Origin of the sequence: Thalassobacillus hwangdonensis (assembly GCF_042675915.1) — a bacterium.
Classification (GTDB): domain Bacteria; phylum Bacillota; class Bacilli; order Bacillales; family Halobacillaceae; genus Thalassobacillus_A; species Thalassobacillus_A hwangdonensis.
This window is the reverse complement of the sequence record NZ_JBHTKL010000001.1, coordinates 1,342,771-1,361,928: the sequence shown is the minus strand read 5'-3', so window position 1 is coordinate 1,361,928 and position 19,158 is coordinate 1,342,771. Positions and strand designations below refer to the sequence as shown.

Below are 19,158 nucleotides of genomic sequence, written 5' to 3'. Positions count from 1 at the left end.
GGTGAACGATGGATTCCATACAAACGTCCCTGAAAAAGTGGATGCGTGAAAATAAAGATTTTGCCAGTAATTATAAAAAGATCAGACATGAACTTCTGAATTCTCATGAAGTAAAGAGTCTGCTGAAAAACAATCCTTCACTGGATGAGGCATCCATTGATCGACAATTAATGAAGCTCTATGAATACCATACACAATCGAAAGAATGTGAAAGCTGCCCATCCCTTGATGGCTGCATCAATATCATGAAGGGCTTTACACCTACAATGGAGGTCGAAGGGAAGAACATCCATCTGACCTATGATAAATGCCATCGGAAAGTGGCAGATGACAGTCAGAAGAAAGAACAATCGCTGATCAAAAGTCTGTATATGCCAAGAGAAATACTTGAAGCCAAGCTCGAGCGAATCGACCTGGAGGATGGGAACCGATCAAATGCAATCGAAACGATGGTCGCTTATCTTGAAGACATCAAGGAAGAGCTTCCTTCCAAAGGTCTTTATTTTCATGGCCCCTTCGGTGTAGGGAAAACCTATTTTCTTGGGGCGATTGCAAATCGACTTAGTGAAAAAGGAATCCCATCGATGATCATCTACATGCCGGAATTTGTCCGGGAAATGAAATCATCGATCAAGGACGATTCCATCAGTACTAAAATCGATGCCTTCAAAAAAGCTCCTGTCCTGATGCTTGACGATATTGGAGCAGAGTCACAATCTGCATGGTTCAGGGATGAAATCCTCGGATCGATTTTGCAGTACCGGATGATGGAGCGACTGCCTGTCTTTTTCAGTTCGAATTACAATCTGAAGCAGCTCGAGGAAATTTTTGCGACTAGCAATAGAGGCGAAATCGAACGTGTGAAAGCGTCAAGGATCATCGAACGGATCAAACAAGTGAGCAAGGACGTCCCATTATACAGCCATAACCGAAGAAATGCGGATTGACTTTATATGCTTATCCAGACTTCCGATCTGGATAAGCATTTTTTTATACAATCCCCCATATAGTTAGAGTAGATCGATTGTTGTTAGGGGGAACGGTTCTGATATGATACGAATCTTTTTTTTATCAAGACAAGAGACGGTGTCTTTTTGTGATTTTATCATGCAGGAAGGGGCGAAATATCAGGTCCAGTGGAGAGGGGATGAGAAAGGCAGGAATGAAGTGTCACTTGTCGCAAGCGATATGAAGCACCAGGAAATCGATTTCCTGTTGAATATCTTCGTTCAGCTCATTCATAAGCATCGGCTCCGATTATGGCTGGACAAGCTGATCCGGGGCAGTTATTACTATCAGGATAACGAGGAGGTCGACCGGATCATCGATATATGTGACTGGCTTCGGGACAGTGATCAGCGAAAACGTCTAGGAGTGAGGCATCCGGATTTGGAAGCCTCCATCAAGCAGTTTCTTCGCGATCGAATTCAATTGAAAGCCGCGCTATCCTTCGATGATATGATGAGCTTCTGTTTCAAGCACCACCGCATGCTACTGCTTGATTATATCGGCAGTGCGATCGACGAGTTCAAACGTGAGGAAGATTATCAGAGTTGGGTTGATTCGTTGAGGACGTACATGACTAAAAAAGAATCATTGGTCGAAGAAATGCATGTATTGCATCGCAGAAGCTTTTATTTCTTTGAGAAAAACGGTAAACGAATTGCAAAAGAGGAACTGGAAGCCCAGATGAACAAAGAGCCAGTCCACTTGTTTTTAGGAGACAGGGAAGATGGAATGATCTCTCCACTGCTCATCTACGCCCCAAAACGTTTATTCATCTATGGTACAGACCCATCGGATCCCAAGGTCCAGACCATCATCAATATCTTTCAGGAAAAAGCATTGTATAAACCTAAGGAACAATTTCCGTTCACATCACCTGGTTTGAATTAATTCGTTTCTCGCTTGATTTATGTGTGGTCTATCGCTATAATACGTACATATAACTTCAATCACAAAAGGTTAAGACGAGGACACGAACTTCGGAGACGGTGATACAGAGAAGGAAGCCATGGCTGGAAGCTTCCTGCACACGTACGGATGTTTACCACCTCTGAACCTCTTCAGTGAACTGAACGTAGCTGAAGACGTACATCTGCGTTAAAGATTTCAGAGCCACAGTTTTTTCTGTGGGAATTAGGGTGGAACCACGACGAACACGCTCGTCCCTTTGCATGATGCAGAGGGATGGGCGTTTTTTAATTCATTAAAGAGGTAAAGGAGAGTTTTCTATGTCAGATCAGATTAAGCTGACTTTTCCAGATGGAAATGTCAAAGAGTTTCCACATGGTACAACTGGAGAAGACGTCGCATTCGATATTTCCCCAGGTCTGAAAAAGCAGGCATTAGCAATCAAAATAGATGGAGAGCTGTATGATCTACGTCGTCCTATCGAACAAGGTGGAGCGATTGAGATCGTTACTTACAAGAATCCTGAAGGGGTGGAAGTGCTCCGTCATTCAACTGCACACTTGATGGCTCAGGCAGTCAAGCGTCTTTTCGGAAACGTGAAGCTTGGGGTCGGTCCGGTCATCGAGAACGGTTTCTATTACGACATCGATATGGATGAGTCATTGACGCCGGAAGACCTTCCGAAAATCGAAAAAGAGATGAAGCGCATCGTAGATGAAAACCTTGAAATCGAACGCGTGGAAGTTTCTCGTGAAGAAGCGAAGCGTATGTTTGAAGAAATTGGGGATGACCTGAAGGATGAGCTGATTGATGCCATCCCTGAAGGTCAGCCGATCACGATTTACAAGCAAGGGGAGTTCTTCGATCTTTGCCGAGGAATCCACGTTCCGCAGACAAGTAAAATCAAGATTTTCAAGTTATTGAGTATTTCCGGTGCCTACTGGCGTGGTGACAGCAATAACAAGATGCTTCAGCGTATCTACGGGACTGCATTCGAAAAGAAAGCACACCTTGATGAACACTTGCGATTGCTTGAAGAAGCAAAAGAACGTGACCACCGTAAGCTAGGGAAAGAACTTGGCATTTTCACCGTCAATCAGAAGGTTGGACAAGGTCTTCCATTATGGCTTCCGAAAGGTGCAACAGTGCGTCGCACAATTGAACGCTATATCGTCGATATGGAAGAGAAGCTTGGTTACGATCATGTTTATACGCCAGTTTTAGGAAGCGTTGATCTATATAAGACAAGTGGCCACTGGGATCACTACCAGGACGACATGTTCCCGGTAATGGAAATGGACAATGAAGATCTAGTGCTTCGTCCAATGAACTGCCCGCACCATATGATGGTATATAAGAATCAGCTGCACAGCTACCGTAACCTGCCGGTGCGTATTGCTGAACTAGGTACGATGCATCGTCACGAAATGTCAGGAGCACTTGCAGGGTTGCAGCGAGTCCGTGCGATGACATTGAATGATGCTCATATCTTTGCAAGACCGGACCAGTTGAAGGATGAGTTCATCCGCGTCGTCCGTCTCGTCCAGGAAGTGTACAAAGACTTCGGCATCAATGATTATTACTTCCGCTTATCTTACCGTGATCCAGAAGATAAAGAGAAATATGTAGATAATGATGAGATGTGGAACAAAGCACAGGCGATGCTGAAGGAAACGATGGAAGACATGGACCTTGATTATGTAGAGGCTGAAGGAGAAGCGGCATTCTACGGTCCGAAGCTTGACGTTCAAGTGAAAACAGCACTTGGAAAGGATGAAACACTTTCCACTGTACAGCTGGACTTCCACCTTCCTGAGCGTTTTGACCTCACTTATGTTGGAGAAGACGGGAATAATCACCGCCCAGTCGTCATCCACCGGGGAGTTGTTTCCACAATGGAACGCTTTGTGGCATTCCTTATCGAAGAATACAAAGGAGCTTTCCCTACATGGCTTTCACCTGTACAGGCGAAAATCATTCCAGTTTCGGCAGAAGCGCACCTTGAATATGCGAAGAAGCTGGAAGATGAGCTGCGTATGGCTGGAGTTCGTGTAGAAGTTGATGAACGCGATGAGAAAATCGGCTATAAGATCCGTGAAGCACAAGTTCAGAAAGTTCCGTTCCAGCTTGTCGTAGGCGATAAGGAAGTGGAAGCGAACGCAGTCAATGTACGCCGTTACGGTCAGAAAGAATCGGAGACGAAGTCTGTCGAAACTTTCAAATCCGAAATCAAAAATGAAATAGATCAACGCTTGTTGAATAAATAAAGGAGAAAAGCTGTCCAGAGATGGGCAGCTTTTCTTTTTGATTATATCTAACTTGGCTTATGATATAATGGGAAAATCATCCAGTGGTTGTGATTTTGATTAACAATGGTGGTGTTTATGTGGAAAAAACGAAAGTGATTCAGTACATATCATTCTTCATCCTGTTTCTGATTTTAGAATCTTACCTGCTACATTTGTTTGGTGTTTCCTCAGACTTTTTTGTATATCGAGAGTTTCGCTATGTTGCAGAATTTCTCATTGTCTCACTATTTTTCCTGATACTTCCATCAATACGAACTCACATTTTTTCAGTTTTAGTACCATCTGTTTTAAAAGATTACACTACTTACATATGGATATTGATGCTTCTGGTGTTTCTATATATAAGCAGGGAAATTATATTTAGATATGAAATCTTGGTCGACCAACGATTTTTATATTTGTATAATTACAGTGACCGTCACGAGTCTTACATATTTTTGTTTAGTGTAATTGTTTTAGTAGCCATTTATGAAGAAGTGATATTCCGGGGAATGGTTCAGCATTGGTTGACTAACAAAGTTGGAAGTATAGTGGCCATTCTGATTACTTCGGTCCTTTTCGGATGGATGCACGGTGATTACGAGCTCTTCGGTATGACGATGGGGATTGCATTCGGATTCATCTATCACTTGAAGCGATCGCTTTCAGCTGCAATCCTATTACATATGCTGTGGAATTTAATTTCAAGTTTTTCAATGTGATCATCTTGTCCACTATAAATTATTATTGAAATAGCCTAAGAAATGTATTATCATTTTGTAGTCGGCAATGAATGCTTTTTCGTTGGTTGACAGAGATCGTCGCGCATGCTACTATAGTTAAGGTAAACTTAATGAACGGATCTGAGACAAGTAGAAGCACCCGCTTCTCACCTGATCGACGCAATATGCAGTTGGCAGGTCACGTAATCCTTTTGAATGGATAAGTGTGGGTGCAGTATGTGTACCGACGCTTTTTTTAATGGATAAAACCTTGTCGATGAAGGATCGTTTCTAAATCACTACGGAGGTGACTGGTTATTAGCAAAGATAATATGAACGTTAATGAGAAAATCAGAGCACGTGAAGTGCGACTCATTGATAGCAATGGAGATCAGCTGGGCGTGAAAACACGTCAGGAAGCGCTTGATATTGCTGCAAACGCTAATCTTGATCTAGTCTTGGTGGCACCGAATGCCAAACCACCGGTCTGTCGTATCATGGACTACGGTAAATACCGTTTCGAGCAGCAGAAGAAAGATAAAGAAGCTCGTAAAAAGCAGACGACGATCAAAGTCAAGGAAGTACGCTTGAGCCCTGGAATTGAAGAGCACGACTTCAACACGAAGCTGCGTAACGCTCGTAAATTCCTCGAAAAAGGCGATAAAGTGAAAGCTTCTGTCCGTTTCCGCGGTCGTGCAATTACGCACAAGGATCTTGGTAGAAAAGTTCTTGAGCGTATGGCGGAAGAGTGCAAGGACATTGCAACAGTGGAAACGAAGCCAAAAATGGAAGGCCGCAGCATGTTTCTTATGATGGCTCCATTAGCTGAAAAATAAGCAGACATTGTATTAAGCAGAAGGAGGAACTACCCATGCCAAAAATGAAAACCCACAAAGGTTCTCAAAAGCGTTTTAAAAAGACAGGTTCTGGAAAGGTGAAACGTTCCCACGCGTTCACTAGCCACTTGTTCGCAAACAAATCTACGAAAGCTAAGCGTAAGCTTCGTAAAGCGACGCTTGTATCCAAAGGCGATTTGAAGCGTATCGCTCAAATGCTACCGAAAAAATAATTGACAACAACGAAGATTCATTGAATATAGGAGGGAATTCTTATGCCACGTGTAAAAGGTGGAACAGTGACACGCCAACGTCGTAAACGTGTCCTTAAACTAGCAAAAGGTTATTATGGTTCAAAACATGCTCTATTCAAGACTGCAAAACAACAAGTAATGAAATCAGGTCAGTACGCTTACCGCGACCGTCGCCAACGTAAGCGCGACTTCCGTAAGCTATGGATCGCTCGTATCAATGCAGCAGCTCGTACGAACGATATCTCTTACAGCCGTCTAATGCACGGTCTTAAGCTTGCAGGTATTGAAGTAAACCGTAAAATGCTTGCTGAACTAGCAATCAACGATGCTCAAGGCTTCTCAAGCCTAGCAGAAAAAGCAAAATCAGCTTTGAAATAAGCGATTGAAGACCATTTCCTGTCTGGAAATGGTCTTTTTACATATTGAGGGGTGACTGAAATGACCATCCAGATGTTGATTGGCTATTATCTAGTAGTGAATCTTCTCCTTTTTATTCTCATGGGCTTGGATAAACGTAAGTCCAGGCGTGATCAATGGAGGGTTCCAGAAAAACGACTATGGTTGCTGGCATTATTAGGCGGCGCTTTAGGCGGAGTAATGGGGATGAAAGTTTTTCGGCATAAGACAAAACATTCAAGCTTCAAAATAGGGATGCCGGTTCTGCTGCTTATCCATGTTCTTCTTGTCGGATACGTTGTCCAAAAGTTATATTTGGGCTGATTTTGTCATAGAATTAGACAGGGAGGGGGTTGTATGGAACAGCTCGCCGTCAGCTTCATGGGTTGGATGGAATTGAGTGGCTGGTTTGCACCGATTCTGTTCATAGGACTTCATTTATTGCGACCGCTTTTATTCCTGCCTGTCGTCTTCATCTGCATATCCGGAGGCGTATTATTCGGGGCTTTTGCAGGGACGGTTTATTCTGTCATCGGAATTACCTTATCGAGTACGATTTTCTACCGGGTCATAAAAATGGTGCCTGGGGTGCTGAAACGGTTGTACCGATTGAAAGAGAGAGTGATCAAACAAAAGTCCTCATTGACTGTCAAACAAGTGGCAGTATTGAGACTGGTGCCATTCATCCATTTTCATTTATTATCCCTGTGCCTGATAGAAATCTGTGTAGATTTCAAAGACTATGTAAAGGCTTCTTTCATTTCAAATTTACCGTTAGCGTTCGTCTATACGACTGTCGGCCAATGGCTTTCAAAAATATCGCTACCGCTTATGGTTGTATTCCTCCTTCTATTGGGCTTACTGACATTTATGCTTAGAAAGAAGCAATACACACTTACTTGGAACGAATTTTTTCAACCTGCGAGGTGAAAAGTTAGGTTTCGAGATATTGGAAAAACTTACGTGCCTACGTTCGGGAAGGGCTCGCTTTCTTGTGGGGGAACTCGCAAGCCTCCTCAGGCTGCGCCTTCCGGGGTCTCGCCTAGCTCCTTCTCCCACGAGAGTCTCCCCCTTCCCGAACTCAGGTGGATTGCCGTCATCCCTGCAGGAAAGCGAGTCGTTTTTCAGACGCACCTGATCTACTAAAGGTAATAGTCCATCTGATTAAAAAAGAAAACCCGAGTGAACGATGATTTCGTTCACTCGGGTTGTTTGTTTTCATTATCAACAGATTTGATGAACAAACGATTTAACGGGTACTTCCAATTGATTTTGGCATGAGGGTAATGGATCAGGATTTCTTTTTCAAGAAAATAGATATCGTTCCGCTCAAGTCCCTTCAATCCTTGGGGATCAGGAGTGGACACATTGATATTTACTACCTCGAACGCATTTTCAGTCGTGCCTAAGTATTTTTCACCTTCAAAAAGAATGCCTTTATATGTCATCAGAAAGTTCTGTTTTGTATTGGATGGATCATCATGAAAATAAAAGCTTTTCTGCTCTCTAGCCAAGTCCAGTTTTCTCCGAGGATTGATGATATATTTATAAGCAGTATAGATCAAGAAGGCAATTGCGATCAGGATCAAGAGCCTGAATAAGATGACGATCATGGTCATTCTCCTCCTGCATACGGTTTCATTACTCTCTTTTACGTACGATACCCCACAAAGGTTTCAATTAATGATACATTATTTATAGAAATTTATTATGAGTTAGGAGCATCAACTATGGATTGGACACGTTTATTTCAGATGCAGTACGAGCTAGATCGGTATATCGAAACAAATCAACAGGTGGAAAAGGACGATTTGTTCAACAAAAAGACGCTCGCGTTGATGGTAGAAGTAGGCGAACTCGCAAATGAAACCCGCACGTTTAAATTCTGGAGTAAGAAACCAGCAAGTGAGAGAGCTGTCATATTGGAGGAATATGTGGATGGTATCCATTTCTTGATGTCCCTAGGTCTGGAGCTAGGTCATCGTTATGATTCAACAGCCTTGAGCGGACCTGAGGATTTGACGGATGCTTTCCATCAAGTATATGAAGGGATCGTCACACTGAAAAACAAACAGGATCAAGAAACATATCAACAATTGTTCCAGGACTATCTGTACCTTGGAGAACTGCTTGGTTTTAGTGAAGAAGATATAGTGGATGCATATGACGCGAAGAACAAAGTGAATTACGAACGGCAGCAGAATGATTATTAATAAAGACCTAATATTTTGTTAATTCCGAACAAAAACGCTATAATGAAGAAGTGAGAAATTTTGAAGGAGGACAAGATACATATGGCTAAATTAGATGAAACATTGACGATGCTCAAGGATCTTACAGATGCGAAAGGCATTCCAGGAAATGAAAAAGAAGCTCGTGACGTGATGAACAAATACATCACTCCTTATGCGGATGAAGTATATACGGATAACCTTGGCAGTTTGATCGCCAAAAAGTCCGGAGACGAAAACGGACCGAAAGTCATGGTAGCTGGTCACTTGGATGAAGTAGGCTTCATGGTAACGCGAATTGATGACAAAGGTTTCGTCTATTTCCAGACTGTAGGCGGCTGGTGGAGCCAGGTTATGCTTGCGCAACGTGTAACGATTTCTACACGTTCTGGCGACGTAACTGGAGTGATTGGATCCAAGCCTCCACACATCCTGCCACCGGAAGCACGTAAGAAACCAGTGGAAATCAAAGATATGTTCATCGATATCGGAGCTTCCAGTAAAGAAGAAGCGAAAGAGTTCGGTGTACGCCCGGGTGATTCCATCACTCCTTACTTTGAGTTCACGCAAATGAAAAACGAAAAAATGCTATTGGCAAAAGCATGGGATAACCGTATCGGCTGTGCCATCGCTATTGACGTGCTTAAAAAGCTAAAAGGAGAAAAGCACCCGAACGTCGTGTACGGTGTTGGTACTGTACAGGAAGAAGTTGGACTTCGTGGAGCGCGTACATCCGCTCATACGATCAAACCGGATATTGCTTTCGGTGTTGACGTGGGTATTGCCGGAGATACTCCAGGAGTATCCGAGCGCGATGCACAGAGTAAAATGGGTGAAGGCCCACAAATCATCTTGTATGATGCATCTATGGTATCCCACAAAGGTCTTCGTGATCTTGTTACAGATACTGCAGATGAAAAAGAAATCCCTTACCAATTCGATGCGATTGCTGGTGGTGGAACGGACTCAGGTGCCATCCATCTGACTGCTAACGGTGTTCCGGCTCTGTCAATCACGATTGCAACGCGTTATATCCACTCTCATGCTGCAATGCTTCATCGTGATGACTATGAAAATGCGGTTAAACTGATCGTAGAAGTCATTAAGAAGCTAGACGCAGATACAGTAAAAGAAGTAACATTCAGCTAATCCATCCAGTCGAGCATGTCTTTCATGCTCGACTTTTTCATTTAAGGAGTGAGCAAGTTGATAAAGGTGTTGAAAGGACTCAGTACTGTTGGCATTTTAGGAGTAATAAGTTTGGGTGCCTCTGTTGGATTCCAAGCTTCATTTGTAGAAATGGCAATCCTGTCCGGAGCAATCGCTGGAGTCATTTTACTCTTTTTTACGTTTTCTTTCAGCTCAAGCAGTAATGTGGATACACAGACACTTATGTACGACCATGATGCTCCAAAGGTAAAGGAAGAGACCACTGATAAAACACCTTTGATTAGTGCTTTCCTTTTTACGATAATTACATTATTCTTCTATTTGATCCTTTAGGGAAAAGCCCACATAAAAAACGCTCTGAGCGTGAATCTCCATCACTCTGAGCGTTGGTGTTAACCATTTATTAGCCTTGTTGCTGAACAGCCTGTTCCAAAGCTTCCAACATTTCCTGTTTATCACTTTCATTTGACTCTTTCCAGATAAGTTCGAACAACACACCTAGACCTGGAAGCATTTTTTCTTCCCCTTTTTCAATTGCATCCACAATTGTTGCTTCTAGTTGATCCATGTTGTTTCCACTTACATTAGAAAGAATCGCCTGACGCAAATTCAAGTTCATCGTTGTCACTCCTTAATGATTTTTTTCTTCTTATAGTTTGACCTCAGGAATTATAAATATGTATGATGGGTTAAGAAAAAGGCTCAGTTATTCAATATTTTGATGATGGTTATAGGGGAAGTATGAATATTAACTGAAGTTAACCATTAGATAGTTTTAAACGATAGCAGCTATTGGTTAAAATAGGTAAGGAATTCATGAGACTCCTGCGGAAAAACGGGCGGGAGAGACCCCGCAGCGAAGCGAGGAGGCTTGACCGTTCGCCCGCGGAAAGCGAGTGAATTCCTAACCTATTTTACTCCTGAGTATGCTATCAACGAAATACAATTTAGATAAATGAGGTAAAAAAACGATGATTACTTCGATTCAAAACACACGTGTGAAAGAATGGAACAAACTTAAAAAGAGAAAAGGTAGAAAGCAGACAGGAAGCTTCCTCGTGGAAGGCTTCCATCTTGTTGAAGAAGCATACAATGGTGGTTGGGAAGTGCGCGAAGTCATTTTGCGTGAAGATGTTGAAGCTCCTGATTGGCTTGCAGATACTACGGTAACGGAAGTTTCCAATCAAGTCTTTTCCGCGATTGCAGATACAGAAACACCACAAGGCATCGCGGCTGTCATTGCACTTCGGCAAGAACCTGAGATTGATTTCGGAAGAGTGCTGATGGTGGATGCCGTCCAGGACCCTGGTAATTTAGGAACATTGATCCGGACTGCTGATGCTGCTGGATATGATGCAGTCATACTTGGTAATGGTACGGTCGACCCTTATAATGATAAAGTCATCAGGGCGACACAAGGATCCATCTTCCATATTCCCATTTTACAGGGGAGCCTGACAGAATGGACGGAGCGGTTGAAAGCGGATGGTGTGCAGGTCGTAGCTTCAGCTCTTGAAGGGGCTCAGCCTTATAACTCAAGTAGCGATCCCCAAAAGACCGCGCTCATTGTAGGTAATGAAGGTGCAGGAATTTCACCTGAATTATTGGAAATTGCAGATGAACGAGTGTATATTCCGATAAGGGGTAAAGCAGAATCACTCAATGTCGCTGTCGCGGCAGGGATATTAATGTATCATTTCATCGATTAAGCTTGCACTCTCCAGCTGTTTTTTTATATAATTAGTAAATAGTTATAAGTGAAAAGCGCAGAAAGAGACCAGTAGATGATTACAACATCGATACAGGGAGACGGTGCCTTAGATTGGAAGCCCGTCATCGTGGTAATTCATTGAACTTTCACTCTGGAGCTGACGCCTTACCAGGAGTCCGGATCCATCAAGATCCGTTATCATTCTCAAAGTGGACACAACACGTAGGTGTGTGTCAACAAGGGTGGTACCGCGAAACGATTATCCAAGTCTCGTCCCTTTCCAGGGAGGAGGCTTTTTTTATTTTTCACAAACAAGGAGGAACCTTTGATGAAAGAACGTTTGAAAGAGCTGCAGACAGAAGCATTGAACCAAGTGGAAGCTGCAGAAGATGTCAAAGCGCTGCAAGACGTGCGCGTAGCTTATTTAGGGAAAAAAGGACCAATCACAGAAGTACTTAGAGGAATGGGCAAATTATCGAAAGAAGAGCGTCCGGTCATCGGTCAGCTTGCAAATGACATTCGGGAAGACATTGCAAATGCAATCCAGGAAAAGCAGGAAAAACTCGAAGAAGTCGCTTTGGAAAAACAACTGGAAGAAGAAACGATCGACGTCACTCTCCCGGGCCGCCCCGTTAAAGTCGGCGGCCCACACTTATTGACAAGCATCGTTGAAGAAATCGAAGATCTTTTCATCGGGATGGGCTTTGAAATCAAAGAAGGTCCTGAAGTGGAAACAGATTACTACAACTTTGAAGCATTGAACCTCCCGAAAGGGCACCCAGCGCGAGACATGCAGGATTCTTTCTATATCACTGAAGAGTTGCTGCTTCGCACCCATACTTCTCCTGTCCAGGCACGTACGATGGGCAAAAAGGATGGTAAAGAACCTGTTAAAATGATCTGCCCAGGTAAAGTGTATCGTCGAGACACAGATGATGCGACGCATTCCCACCAGTTCACCCAGGTAGAAGGGCTTCTTGTCGATAAACATGTTCGAATGAGTGATTTGAAAGGGATGCTGGATAAATTCGCCAAGCAAATGTTCGGAGATGAACGTGAAATACGCCTGCGTCCAAGTTTCTTCCCATTTACTGAACCGTCTGTGGAAATGGATATCTCTTGTAAGGTTTGTAATGGAGAAGGCTGTTCCATCTGTAAAGGAACAGGATGGATTGAAATCCTCGGTGCAGGAATGGTTCATCCGAACGTCCTCGAAATGGCTGGATATGACCCGGAGGAATATTCAGGGTTTGCTTTCGGAATGGGACCTGAACGGATCGCCATGCTGAAATACGGAGTGGATGATATCCGTCATTTCTATACGAACGATATTCGATTCTTGAAGCAGTATCATAAAGCGTAAGGGGGAACTACCATGTTAGTATCATTGAATTGGTTGAAAAACTATGTGGATATCAAAGGACATACACCGCAAGAGCTTGCGGATCTTATAACGAAGACGGGAATCGAAGTTGAAAGCGTCGAACCCGTAGCTGAAAAAATGAACGATATTGTAGTCGGTTACGTAACTTCCTGTGAACAGCACCCGGATGCAGATAAGTTGAATGTCTGTCAGGTCGATGTTGGAAGTGAAACACTGCAGATTGTTTGCGGTGCACCGAATATCGCTGAGGGACTTTATGTGCCAGTAGCAAAGCCTGGCGCAGTCCTTCCTGGTAACTTCAAAATCAAAAAGGCAAAATTGCGTGGTGTGGAATCGAACGGAATGATTTGTTCCCTTCAGGAGCTTGGAGTAGAGGAAAAGAATGTACCAGAAGCATTCGAAGACGGCATCTACTACTTCACGGAAGACGTTGAAGCTGGCCAGAATGCAATTGAATTGCTGAATCTAGATGATATCATCATCGAACTTGGTCTGACTCCGAACCGCTCCGATTGCTTAAGCATGATGGGCGTCGCTTATGAAGTTGCGGCGATTTTGGATCAGCCTTATACACCAGCAGAGGAATCCTACAGTGAAGCGAGTGAAGCTGCAGCAGATCTTGTGTCTGTCAATGTGGAGGATGAGGAATTGAATCCATACTATGGAGCGTTCATCATCAAGGATGTTGAAGTAGGACCTTCTCCGCTATGGATGCGGAACCGTCTGATTGCTTCGGGAATCCGTCCGATCAACAATGTTGTCGACATTACCAATTACGTCCTGCTTGAATACGGACAGCCGCTTCATGCGTTCGATTTCGATCGATTCGGTTCCGACCAGGTCGTTGTACGAAGAGCGCACGATAAAGAAACGATTACCACCTTGGATGATCAGGAGCGCACGTTATCTGCAGAACACCTCGTCATTACCGACGGTGAAAAGCCAGTTGCGATCGCAGGTGTGATGGGTGGAGCGAATTCGGAAGTCCATGACGGCACATCCACCATCCTTCTCGAGGCTGCGTATTTTGCACCTGCTGCAGTTAGAACTGCTTCGAAAGACCACGGTCTTCGCAGTGAATCCAGTGTTCGTTTTGAAAAAGGGGTCGACCCGAACCGAGTGGCTCGTGCAGGTAAGAAAGCTTGTGAATTACTCGAGAAATATGCAGGTGGAAAAGTACTGAATGGCATCGTTGAATTCGATAAGCTTGACCGCACTCCTAATAAAGTAGAGATCGAAACGGCACGTATCAATGATCGTCTCGGTACAGAGATTTCGGACGATGAAATTGCAAATATCCTTCGTCGCCTGCAATTCGATTACGAACAGGTGGAAGGCGGATTCACCATTACAGTTCCAACGAGACGTGGGGATGTCAGCTTATTTGAAGACATGCTGGAAGAGGTAGCTCGTATCTTCGGTTACGACAATCTTCCATTCACATTGCCGGAAGGTGCTTCCCAAGCTGGAGGACTTACGTTGCAACAACAGTTGAAACGTAGGCTGAAAGCGTACCTTCAAGGCGCAGGTCTAAATGAAACGATTACGTATTCCCTGACTACAGAAAAGGACGCGTATCGACTAGTAAGCCCTGAGGTAAAAGCGCATGCGGCAAGTGCAGTGAAGCTTGCAATGCCGATGAGTGAAGAACATAGTCACTTGCGTTTGAGCATACTACCTGAATTGTTGAAGTCTCTTTCCTACAACCTGGCAAGGAAGCAGACGGACATTGGTTATTATGAAGCTGGCTCTGTGTTCATCAGTGAAGAGGAAAGTGTTACAAAACAGCCGTACGAACAATTACGTTTGTCAGGAGCGATTACAGGTGATTGGCATGTCCACCCTTGGCAGCAGGAAAAGAAAGCGGCGGACTTCTTTATTGCTAAAGGAATCGTTGAAGGAATCGCTCAGCAGTTGAACGTCACATTCACTTATAAGCAAGCAAAGCTTGATGATCTACACCCAGGCAGAACTGCAGAAGTTTATCACAATGAAAACGTGATCGGTTTTGTCGGGCAGGTGCATCCGAAGTTGCAAAACGAAATGGACTTGAAGGATACGTTCGTGTTCGATTTGAACCTGGAGGCATTGATGGAAGCTTATGAAATCGAAGAAACCTTCGAGGTCATCCCTAGATATCCATCTGTCAGCAGAGATATCGCATTGGTCGTCGACGAGGATAAGAAAGCGGGAGACATTGCTTCTACCATTCGCCGCACAGGCGCACCACTTGTTAAAGAAGTGCAGGTATTTGATGTTTATCAAGGCGAGCACATGACACCAGGCAAAAAATCGATTGCCTTCAACCTGCTTTATCTGGATCCTGAACGGACATTGAAGGATGAAGAAGTCGAGCAGACGCACGAAGCGATTCTTGAAGCAGTACAAAAGGAACATGAAGCAGAATTAAGAGGTTGATTTTAGGTGAGCAGATCCGAACTGGATCTGCTCTTTTTTTTGTTAGATGCAGCATGATAAATAGTATGATTGATAATCCCTAAAACCCTTGTCATAACTACAATTATAAGGAATATTCAGAATGTTATAAAAGTGAAAAATGGCAAAATTTACGCAAATGAAATCTTCATATACTCGCGTGAGATGGCATTTGACCACCGTCAGTCAGCATGTCACGCAAATAAATGTCAATGTAATCGTTTACATAGGGTAATTCGCACGTATACACATGACTTCCTGAAAACCCCTTGAATTAATCATTCGGAATGTTAGTATGAAAAACATTGAAAATGACAGTTGAGTTCACAAACAAAGGAGATGATTCCATGTTCAATAAACGTGTAGCATTTTTAGGAGCAGGATCGATGGCAGAAGCGATGATTTCCGGTATGGTCGAATCTGGGAACGTAGCTGCTGAACAAATCACTGTAACGAATAGAAGCAATGAAGCAAGACTTCAGCAAATAAATGAAAAGTACGGTGTAAGAACTGCGCAAAAAGATCAATTGAATTATGAAGAAATTGATGTGTTCATTCTGGCGATGAAGCCGAAAGACATCGATGGTGTCCTTTCCTCTATTAAGGAAAACATTCATGCAGATCAAGTGTTGATTTCAGTATTGGCTGGCATTTCGACTTCCTATATGGAAGAAGGATTAAACGATGGCCAGCAGGTGATTCGTGCAATGCCTAACACTTCAAGCATGATGCGTGAATCTGCAACCGCTATTTGCCCAGGAAAACACGCGGCGATGGATAACATTCTCGATGCGAAGACATTGCTCGAAAGTATCGGTCAGGTTTATGTAATCGAAGAAGATAAGATGGACGTATTTACAGGAATCGCAGGCAGCGGACCGGCTTATTTCTACTATCTGATGGAACACATCGAAAAAACAGGAGTAGAAGCAGGGTTGGACAAAGAAACAGCGAAGGAAATCGGTGCCCAGACGATTCTAGGAGCAGCAAAAATGATGATGGAGCAAGAAGAAAGCCCTGCTCAGCTGCGTGAGAATGTTACTTCTCCGCACGGTACTACAGCCGCGGGCCTTGATGCGCTAAGTGATCATGGTGGCGGTAAAGCGATTTCAGAAGCGGTCAAAGGCGCAGCAAAACGCTCCCGTGAAATGAGTAAACAACTTGAAAAACAGCCAGTACTTCAATAATCACCAGTAAGAGCAATTAACGAGGCAACCATTACAGCAACTATTTAAATCAGGAGTGATAAGGTGTCAACAAACAAAGCAAAGCGTATTGTCATAAAAATAGGAAGCAGTTCATTAACGAGCATGCAAGGAGAAATCAGTCGCAGAAAATTGGAGAAGATCGTTGATGAAGTCGTACGTCTGAAGGATGACGGACATGAAGTATTACTTGTATCCTCAGGAGCTGTAGCGGCAGGATATCGTAAGCTCGGCTGCTGGACGCGTCCGAATGAACTTCCTGAAAAGCAGGCGGCAGCTTCTATCGGTCAAGGACTACTGATTGAATCTTATTCTGACCTATTTTTATCTCATGGATATATCGGTTCCCAAATTTTGATTACACGAAACGATTTTTCTGATGAAAATCGATACAACAACGCAAGAAATACCATTAACGTATTGCTTGAACGAGGAATCATCCCGATTATAAACGAAAATGACACGATTACTATTGACCGCTTGAAATTCGGTGATAACGATACGTTGTCTGCAAAAGTCGCGGGGCTTGTCGATGCGGATCAACTGATCATCCTTTCCGATATCGACGGGTTGTATGATTCAGACCCAAGAAAAAACCCGGATGCACAATTACTGGAAACAGTGGATGAGATAACAGAAGATATCGAAGCAGCTGCCGGCGACCCAGGAAGCGCGGTTGGCACTGGTGGTATGAAATCTAAAATCGATGCATTCAAAATCACCATGGCTTCCGGAATCGATGCCTTTTTGGGCAAAGCGGCGACGGAAAACATCGTGTACGATGCCGTTTATGGAGATGCGACGGGTACGTATTTTTCACCGAAACCAGATAACGACAATCTGAATCAGAAAAAACAATGGATCGCTTTCAACTCGGGACCGCAGGGCGAAGTTACGATTCATCGACAGGCAGAAGTCTCCATTGTAGAGAAAAAGAAGAGCCTGCATCTATCCGATATCCATCATGTTGATGGAAGGTTCAGTAAGGGGGCTGTCGTCCGAATCAAAGATTTACACGGTGAAGAGATCGGACTAGGCGTTGTCAATTACTCTTCTGAAAAGTTGCAGGATGTCGTAAATCAAACGAACAATGAACAGCTGGATCTGAAAAAAGTCGCAGTAGAAAGCGGCGATCTCGTTTGTCATTTAGATATTAAAGTTCCGGTAGGACTATAAAAAACAGGAGGTATTGGATGACTGTAACTCTAGAAAAAGTAAATGTGGAAGCACAAGCGATTGAAGCGAAGAAAGCAGCGAAAGCGCTGCTTACCCTAACTACGGAAGAAAAGAATCAGGCACTGATCACGCTTGCAGATACTATCGAAGCAAATTTCGAAACGATTTTGAAAGCGAACGAAGCCGATTTGCAAAATGGTCGGGAAAAAGGCTTTGAGGATGCGTTCATGGATCGTCTGGCTTTGACGAAGGAGCGCGTATTCGATTTTGCGAAAGGACTTCGAGAAGTAGCAGAATTGGAAGATCCGACAGGGCATGCACTATCTGACTGGACATTGGATAACGGATTGAATGTCCAGAAAGTTACTGTTCCGCTCGGTGTAATCGGAATGATTTATGAAGCACGACCGAATGTAACCGTGGATGCAACCGGTCTTGCATTGAAATCCGGAAATGCAATTGTGCTAAAAGGTGGTTCCAATGCGATCCATTCCAACCGCGCGATCGTTGAGGTCATGCACCAAGGGCTGGAAAAAACAGCGATTAAAAAAGAAGCTGTACAGTTCATCGACAGTACTGATCGTGAAGCAACTCAACAGTTGTTTACGATGAAAGAGCATGTAGATGTATTGATTCCGCGTGGTGGAGGTAAACTCATCCAGGCCGTCGTAAATAATGCTACGGTACCCGTATTGGAAACCGGCGTAGGTAACTGCCACATTTATATTGATGTTGATGCAGACGTGGAAAAAGCACTGAACATTATGATCAATGCGAAGACGGACCGTCCAGCTGTATGTAATGCAGCGGAAACACTGATTGTCCATGAAGCTTGGTTGAATGAAAATAAAGATGCATTGATTGCAGCTTTGAATGAAAATGGCATAACTGTCCATGGTGATGACACTGTTGTAGAAATGATTCCTGGCTCAGTACCTGCCGGAGAGGCAGATTGGAAGAATGAATACTTGAGTCTTGATATCGCAATCAAAACAGTCAGTGATGTCCAAGGTGCAGTGGATCATATTGAAGAGTACGGTACGAAGCATTCCGAAGCGATCGTTACAGAAAATGATGCTATCGCTACTACGTTCCTGAACCTTGTTGATGCAGCGGCAATCTATCATAATGCATCCACACGCTTTACGGATGGCGGTGCATTAGGATTCGGTGCAGAAATCGGAATTTCCACACAGAAATTGCATGCGCGTGGACCGATGGGCTTGCCGGCACTTACGACAGTGAAATACTTGATGCGTGGAACCGGTCAGATTCGCTGATCGCTCATAAATTCTGATTTTCGCCCGTAAATTTCGATTTTCGCTCACAAATCTGCGGAAATCGCCCATAAATCCAGGGTTTCGCTCACAAATCCAGAATTTCGCCCACAACCAAATCAGAGCACACAACCAAATCAGAGCACACAGTCAAACCA

General features: G+C 43.7%; 20 protein-coding genes and 2 other annotated features. Of the genes, 18 read left to right on the top strand and 2 right to left on the bottom strand.

The window, feature by feature from the left end; genetic code table 11:
* The first annotated feature begins 8 nt into the window (after positions 1–8).
* The 9 genes from dnaI (at position 9) to ACFQ2J_RS07215 (ending at position 7,340) form a co-directional block, all read left to right on the top strand.
* Positions 9–947, top strand: a complete 939-nt coding sequence (gene dnaI / locus ACFQ2J_RS07255; protein ID WP_386057958.1) for a primosomal protein DnaI — start codon at positions 9–11, stop codon at positions 945–947.
* Positions 948–1,050: 103 nt separating this feature from the next.
* On the top strand, positions 1,051–1,896 hold the full coding sequence (gene ytxC, locus ACFQ2J_RS07250; protein WP_386057956.1) for a sporulation protein YtxC: 846 nt from the start codon (positions 1,051–1,053) through the stop codon (positions 1,894–1,896).
* Positions 1,897–1,958: 62 nt separating this feature from the next.
* Positions 1,959–2,176 (top strand) — a binding site (T-box leader).
* A gap of 58 nt (positions 2,177–2,234) precedes the next feature.
* Positions 2,235–4,181: a threonine--tRNA ligase gene (gene thrS / locus ACFQ2J_RS07245; protein WP_386057953.1), complete on the top strand. Its 1,947-nt coding sequence runs from the start codon at positions 2,235–2,237 to the stop codon at positions 4,179–4,181.
* Between the two features lie 479 nt (positions 4,182–4,660).
* A complete protein-coding gene (locus tag ACFQ2J_RS07240; RefSeq protein WP_386057950.1) occupies positions 4,661–4,924 on the top strand; it encodes a CPBP family intramembrane glutamic endopeptidase in 264 nt (87 codons plus the stop codon).
* Positions 4,925–5,066: 142 nt separating this feature from the next.
* Positions 5,067–5,187 (top strand) — a sequence feature (ribosomal protein L20 leader region).
* Positions 5,188–5,256: 69 nt separating this feature from the next.
* Positions 5,257–5,760, top strand: a complete 504-nt coding sequence (gene infC, locus ACFQ2J_RS07235; protein ID WP_386057947.1) for a translation initiation factor IF-3 — start codon at positions 5,257–5,259, stop codon at positions 5,758–5,760.
* A gap of 35 nt (positions 5,761–5,795) precedes the next feature.
* The gene (gene rpmI / locus ACFQ2J_RS07230) at positions 5,796–5,993 is read left to right on the top strand and encodes a 50S ribosomal protein L35 (RefSeq protein ID WP_386057944.1); all 198 of its coding nucleotides are present in this window, start codon (positions 5,796–5,798) and stop codon (positions 5,991–5,993) included.
* 42 nt (positions 5,994–6,035) lie between these two features.
* Positions 6,036–6,392 carry a 50S ribosomal protein L20 gene (gene rplT, locus ACFQ2J_RS07225; RefSeq protein WP_386057942.1) on the top strand — a complete coding sequence of 119 codons (357 nt, stop codon included), beginning with the start codon at positions 6,036–6,038 and terminating at the stop codon, positions 6,390–6,392.
* A gap of 60 nt (positions 6,393–6,452) precedes the next feature.
* Positions 6,453–6,734: a DUF1294 domain-containing protein gene (locus tag ACFQ2J_RS07220; RefSeq protein WP_386057940.1), complete on the top strand. Its 282-nt coding sequence runs from the start codon at positions 6,453–6,455 to the stop codon at positions 6,732–6,734.
* A gap of 33 nt (positions 6,735–6,767) precedes the next feature.
* Positions 6,768–7,340 (top strand): TVP38/TMEM64 family protein, encoded by a 573-nt coding sequence (locus tag ACFQ2J_RS07215; protein ID WP_386057938.1) that lies wholly within the window; start codon positions 6,768–6,770, stop codon positions 7,338–7,340.
* A gap of 269 nt (positions 7,341–7,609) precedes the next feature.
* Here the strand turns inward: ACFQ2J_RS07215 and ACFQ2J_RS07210 are convergent, their stop codons facing one another.
* Complete coding sequence (locus tag ACFQ2J_RS07210) at positions 7,610–8,023, bottom strand: sigma-w pathway protein ysdB (protein ID WP_386057935.1); 414 nt, start codon at positions 8,021–8,023, stop codon at positions 7,610–7,612.
* A 117-nt stretch (positions 8,024–8,140) separates the two neighbouring features.
* On the opposite strand from ACFQ2J_RS07210, the gene ACFQ2J_RS07205 reads away from it, so the two are divergent.
* The 3 genes from ACFQ2J_RS07205 to ACFQ2J_RS07195 all read left to right on the top strand — a co-directional run bounded on the left by ACFQ2J_RS07205 (position 8,141) and on the right by ACFQ2J_RS07195 (position 10,144).
* Entirely contained in the window at positions 8,141–8,623 is a 483-nt protein-coding gene (locus ACFQ2J_RS07205) for a dUTP diphosphatase (protein ID WP_386057932.1), read from the top strand.
* An 81-nt stretch (positions 8,624–8,704) separates the two neighbouring features.
* Positions 8,705–9,790: a M42 family metallopeptidase gene (locus tag ACFQ2J_RS07200; protein WP_386057929.1), complete on the top strand. Its 1,086-nt coding sequence runs from the start codon at positions 8,705–8,707 to the stop codon at positions 9,788–9,790.
* Positions 9,791–9,847: 57 nt separating this feature from the next.
* A complete protein-coding gene (locus ACFQ2J_RS07195) occupies positions 9,848–10,144 on the top strand; it encodes a hypothetical protein (RefSeq protein ID WP_386057926.1) in 297 nt (98 codons plus the stop codon).
* Positions 10,145–10,214: 70 nt separating this feature from the next.
* On the opposite strand, the gene sspI is transcribed toward ACFQ2J_RS07195, so the two are convergent.
* A complete protein-coding gene (gene sspI, locus ACFQ2J_RS07190; RefSeq protein ID WP_386057924.1) occupies positions 10,215–10,430 on the bottom strand; it encodes a small acid-soluble spore protein SspI in 216 nt (71 codons plus the stop codon).
* A gap of 352 nt (positions 10,431–10,782) precedes the next feature.
* On the opposite strand from sspI, the gene ACFQ2J_RS07185 reads away from it, so the two are divergent.
* From ACFQ2J_RS07185 to ACFQ2J_RS07160, 6 genes are all read left to right on the top strand, one after another.
* Positions 10,783–11,520, top strand: coding sequence for a TrmH family RNA methyltransferase (locus ACFQ2J_RS07185; protein ID WP_386057922.1), 738 nt, complete (start codon positions 10,783–10,785; stop codon positions 11,518–11,520).
* Between the two features lie 330 nt (positions 11,521–11,850).
* Positions 11,851–12,885, top strand: a complete 1,035-nt coding sequence (gene pheS, locus ACFQ2J_RS07180) for a phenylalanine--tRNA ligase subunit alpha (protein WP_386057919.1) — start codon at positions 11,851–11,853, stop codon at positions 12,883–12,885.
* A gap of 12 nt (positions 12,886–12,897) precedes the next feature.
* Positions 12,898–15,324 (top strand): phenylalanine--tRNA ligase subunit beta, encoded by a 2,427-nt coding sequence (pheT, locus tag ACFQ2J_RS07175; RefSeq protein WP_386057916.1) that lies wholly within the window; start codon positions 12,898–12,900, stop codon positions 15,322–15,324.
* Positions 15,325–15,689: 365 nt separating this feature from the next.
* Positions 15,690–16,529, top strand: a complete 840-nt coding sequence (proC, locus tag ACFQ2J_RS07170; RefSeq protein WP_386057913.1) for a pyrroline-5-carboxylate reductase — start codon at positions 15,690–15,692, stop codon at positions 16,527–16,529.
* 63 nt (positions 16,530–16,592) lie between these two features.
* Complete coding sequence (proB, locus tag ACFQ2J_RS07165) at positions 16,593–17,723, top strand: glutamate 5-kinase (RefSeq protein ID WP_386057910.1); 1,131 nt, start codon at positions 16,593–16,595, stop codon at positions 17,721–17,723.
* Between the two features lie 17 nt (positions 17,724–17,740).
* A complete protein-coding gene (locus ACFQ2J_RS07160) occupies positions 17,741–19,003 on the top strand; it encodes a glutamate-5-semialdehyde dehydrogenase (protein WP_386057907.1) in 1,263 nt (420 codons plus the stop codon).
* Positions 19,004–19,158 lie beyond the last annotated feature (155 nt).

Bases quoted from the DNA above. Each gene is read 5' to 3' on its own strand.
- dnaI (WP_386057958.1), top strand. From the start codon at position 9: ATGGATTCCATACAAACGTCCCTGAAAAAGTGGATGCGTGAAAATAAA.
- ytxC (WP_386057956.1), top strand. From the start codon at position 1,051: ATGATACGAATCTTTTTTTTATCAAGACAAGAGACGGTGTCTTTTTGT.
- thrS (WP_386057953.1), top strand. From the start codon at position 2,235: ATGTCAGATCAGATTAAGCTGACTTTTCCAGATGGAAATGTCAAAGAG.
- infC (WP_386057947.1), top strand. From the start codon at position 5,257: ATGAACGTTAATGAGAAAATCAGAGCACGTGAAGTGCGACTCATTGAT.
- rpmI (WP_386057944.1), top strand. From the start codon at position 5,796: ATGCCAAAAATGAAAACCCACAAAGGTTCTCAAAAGCGTTTTAAAAAG.
- rplT (WP_386057942.1), top strand. From the start codon at position 6,036: ATGCCACGTGTAAAAGGTGGAACAGTGACACGCCAACGTCGTAAACGT.
- ACFQ2J_RS07220 (WP_386057940.1), top strand. From the start codon at position 6,453: ATGACCATCCAGATGTTGATTGGCTATTATCTAGTAGTGAATCTTCTC.
- ACFQ2J_RS07215 (WP_386057938.1), top strand. From the start codon at position 6,768: ATGGAACAGCTCGCCGTCAGCTTCATGGGTTGGATGGAATTGAGTGGC.
- ACFQ2J_RS07210 (WP_386057935.1), bottom strand. From the start codon at position 8,023: ATGATCGTCATCTTATTCAGGCTCTTGATCCTGATCGCAATTGCCTTC.
- ACFQ2J_RS07205 (WP_386057932.1), top strand. From the start codon at position 8,141: ATGGATTGGACACGTTTATTTCAGATGCAGTACGAGCTAGATCGGTAT.
- ACFQ2J_RS07200 (WP_386057929.1), top strand. From the start codon at position 8,705: ATGGCTAAATTAGATGAAACATTGACGATGCTCAAGGATCTTACAGAT.
- sspI (WP_386057924.1), bottom strand. From the start codon at position 10,430: ATGAACTTGAATTTGCGTCAGGCGATTCTTTCTAATGTAAGTGGAAAC.
- ACFQ2J_RS07185 (WP_386057922.1), top strand. From the start codon at position 10,783: ATGATTACTTCGATTCAAAACACACGTGTGAAAGAATGGAACAAACTT.
- pheS (WP_386057919.1), top strand. From the start codon at position 11,851: ATGAAAGAACGTTTGAAAGAGCTGCAGACAGAAGCATTGAACCAAGTG.
- pheT (WP_386057916.1), top strand. From the start codon at position 12,898: ATGTTAGTATCATTGAATTGGTTGAAAAACTATGTGGATATCAAAGGA.
- proC (WP_386057913.1), top strand. From the start codon at position 15,690: ATGTTCAATAAACGTGTAGCATTTTTAGGAGCAGGATCGATGGCAGAA.
- ACFQ2J_RS07160 (WP_386057907.1), top strand. From the start codon at position 17,741: ATGACTGTAACTCTAGAAAAAGTAAATGTGGAAGCACAAGCGATTGAA.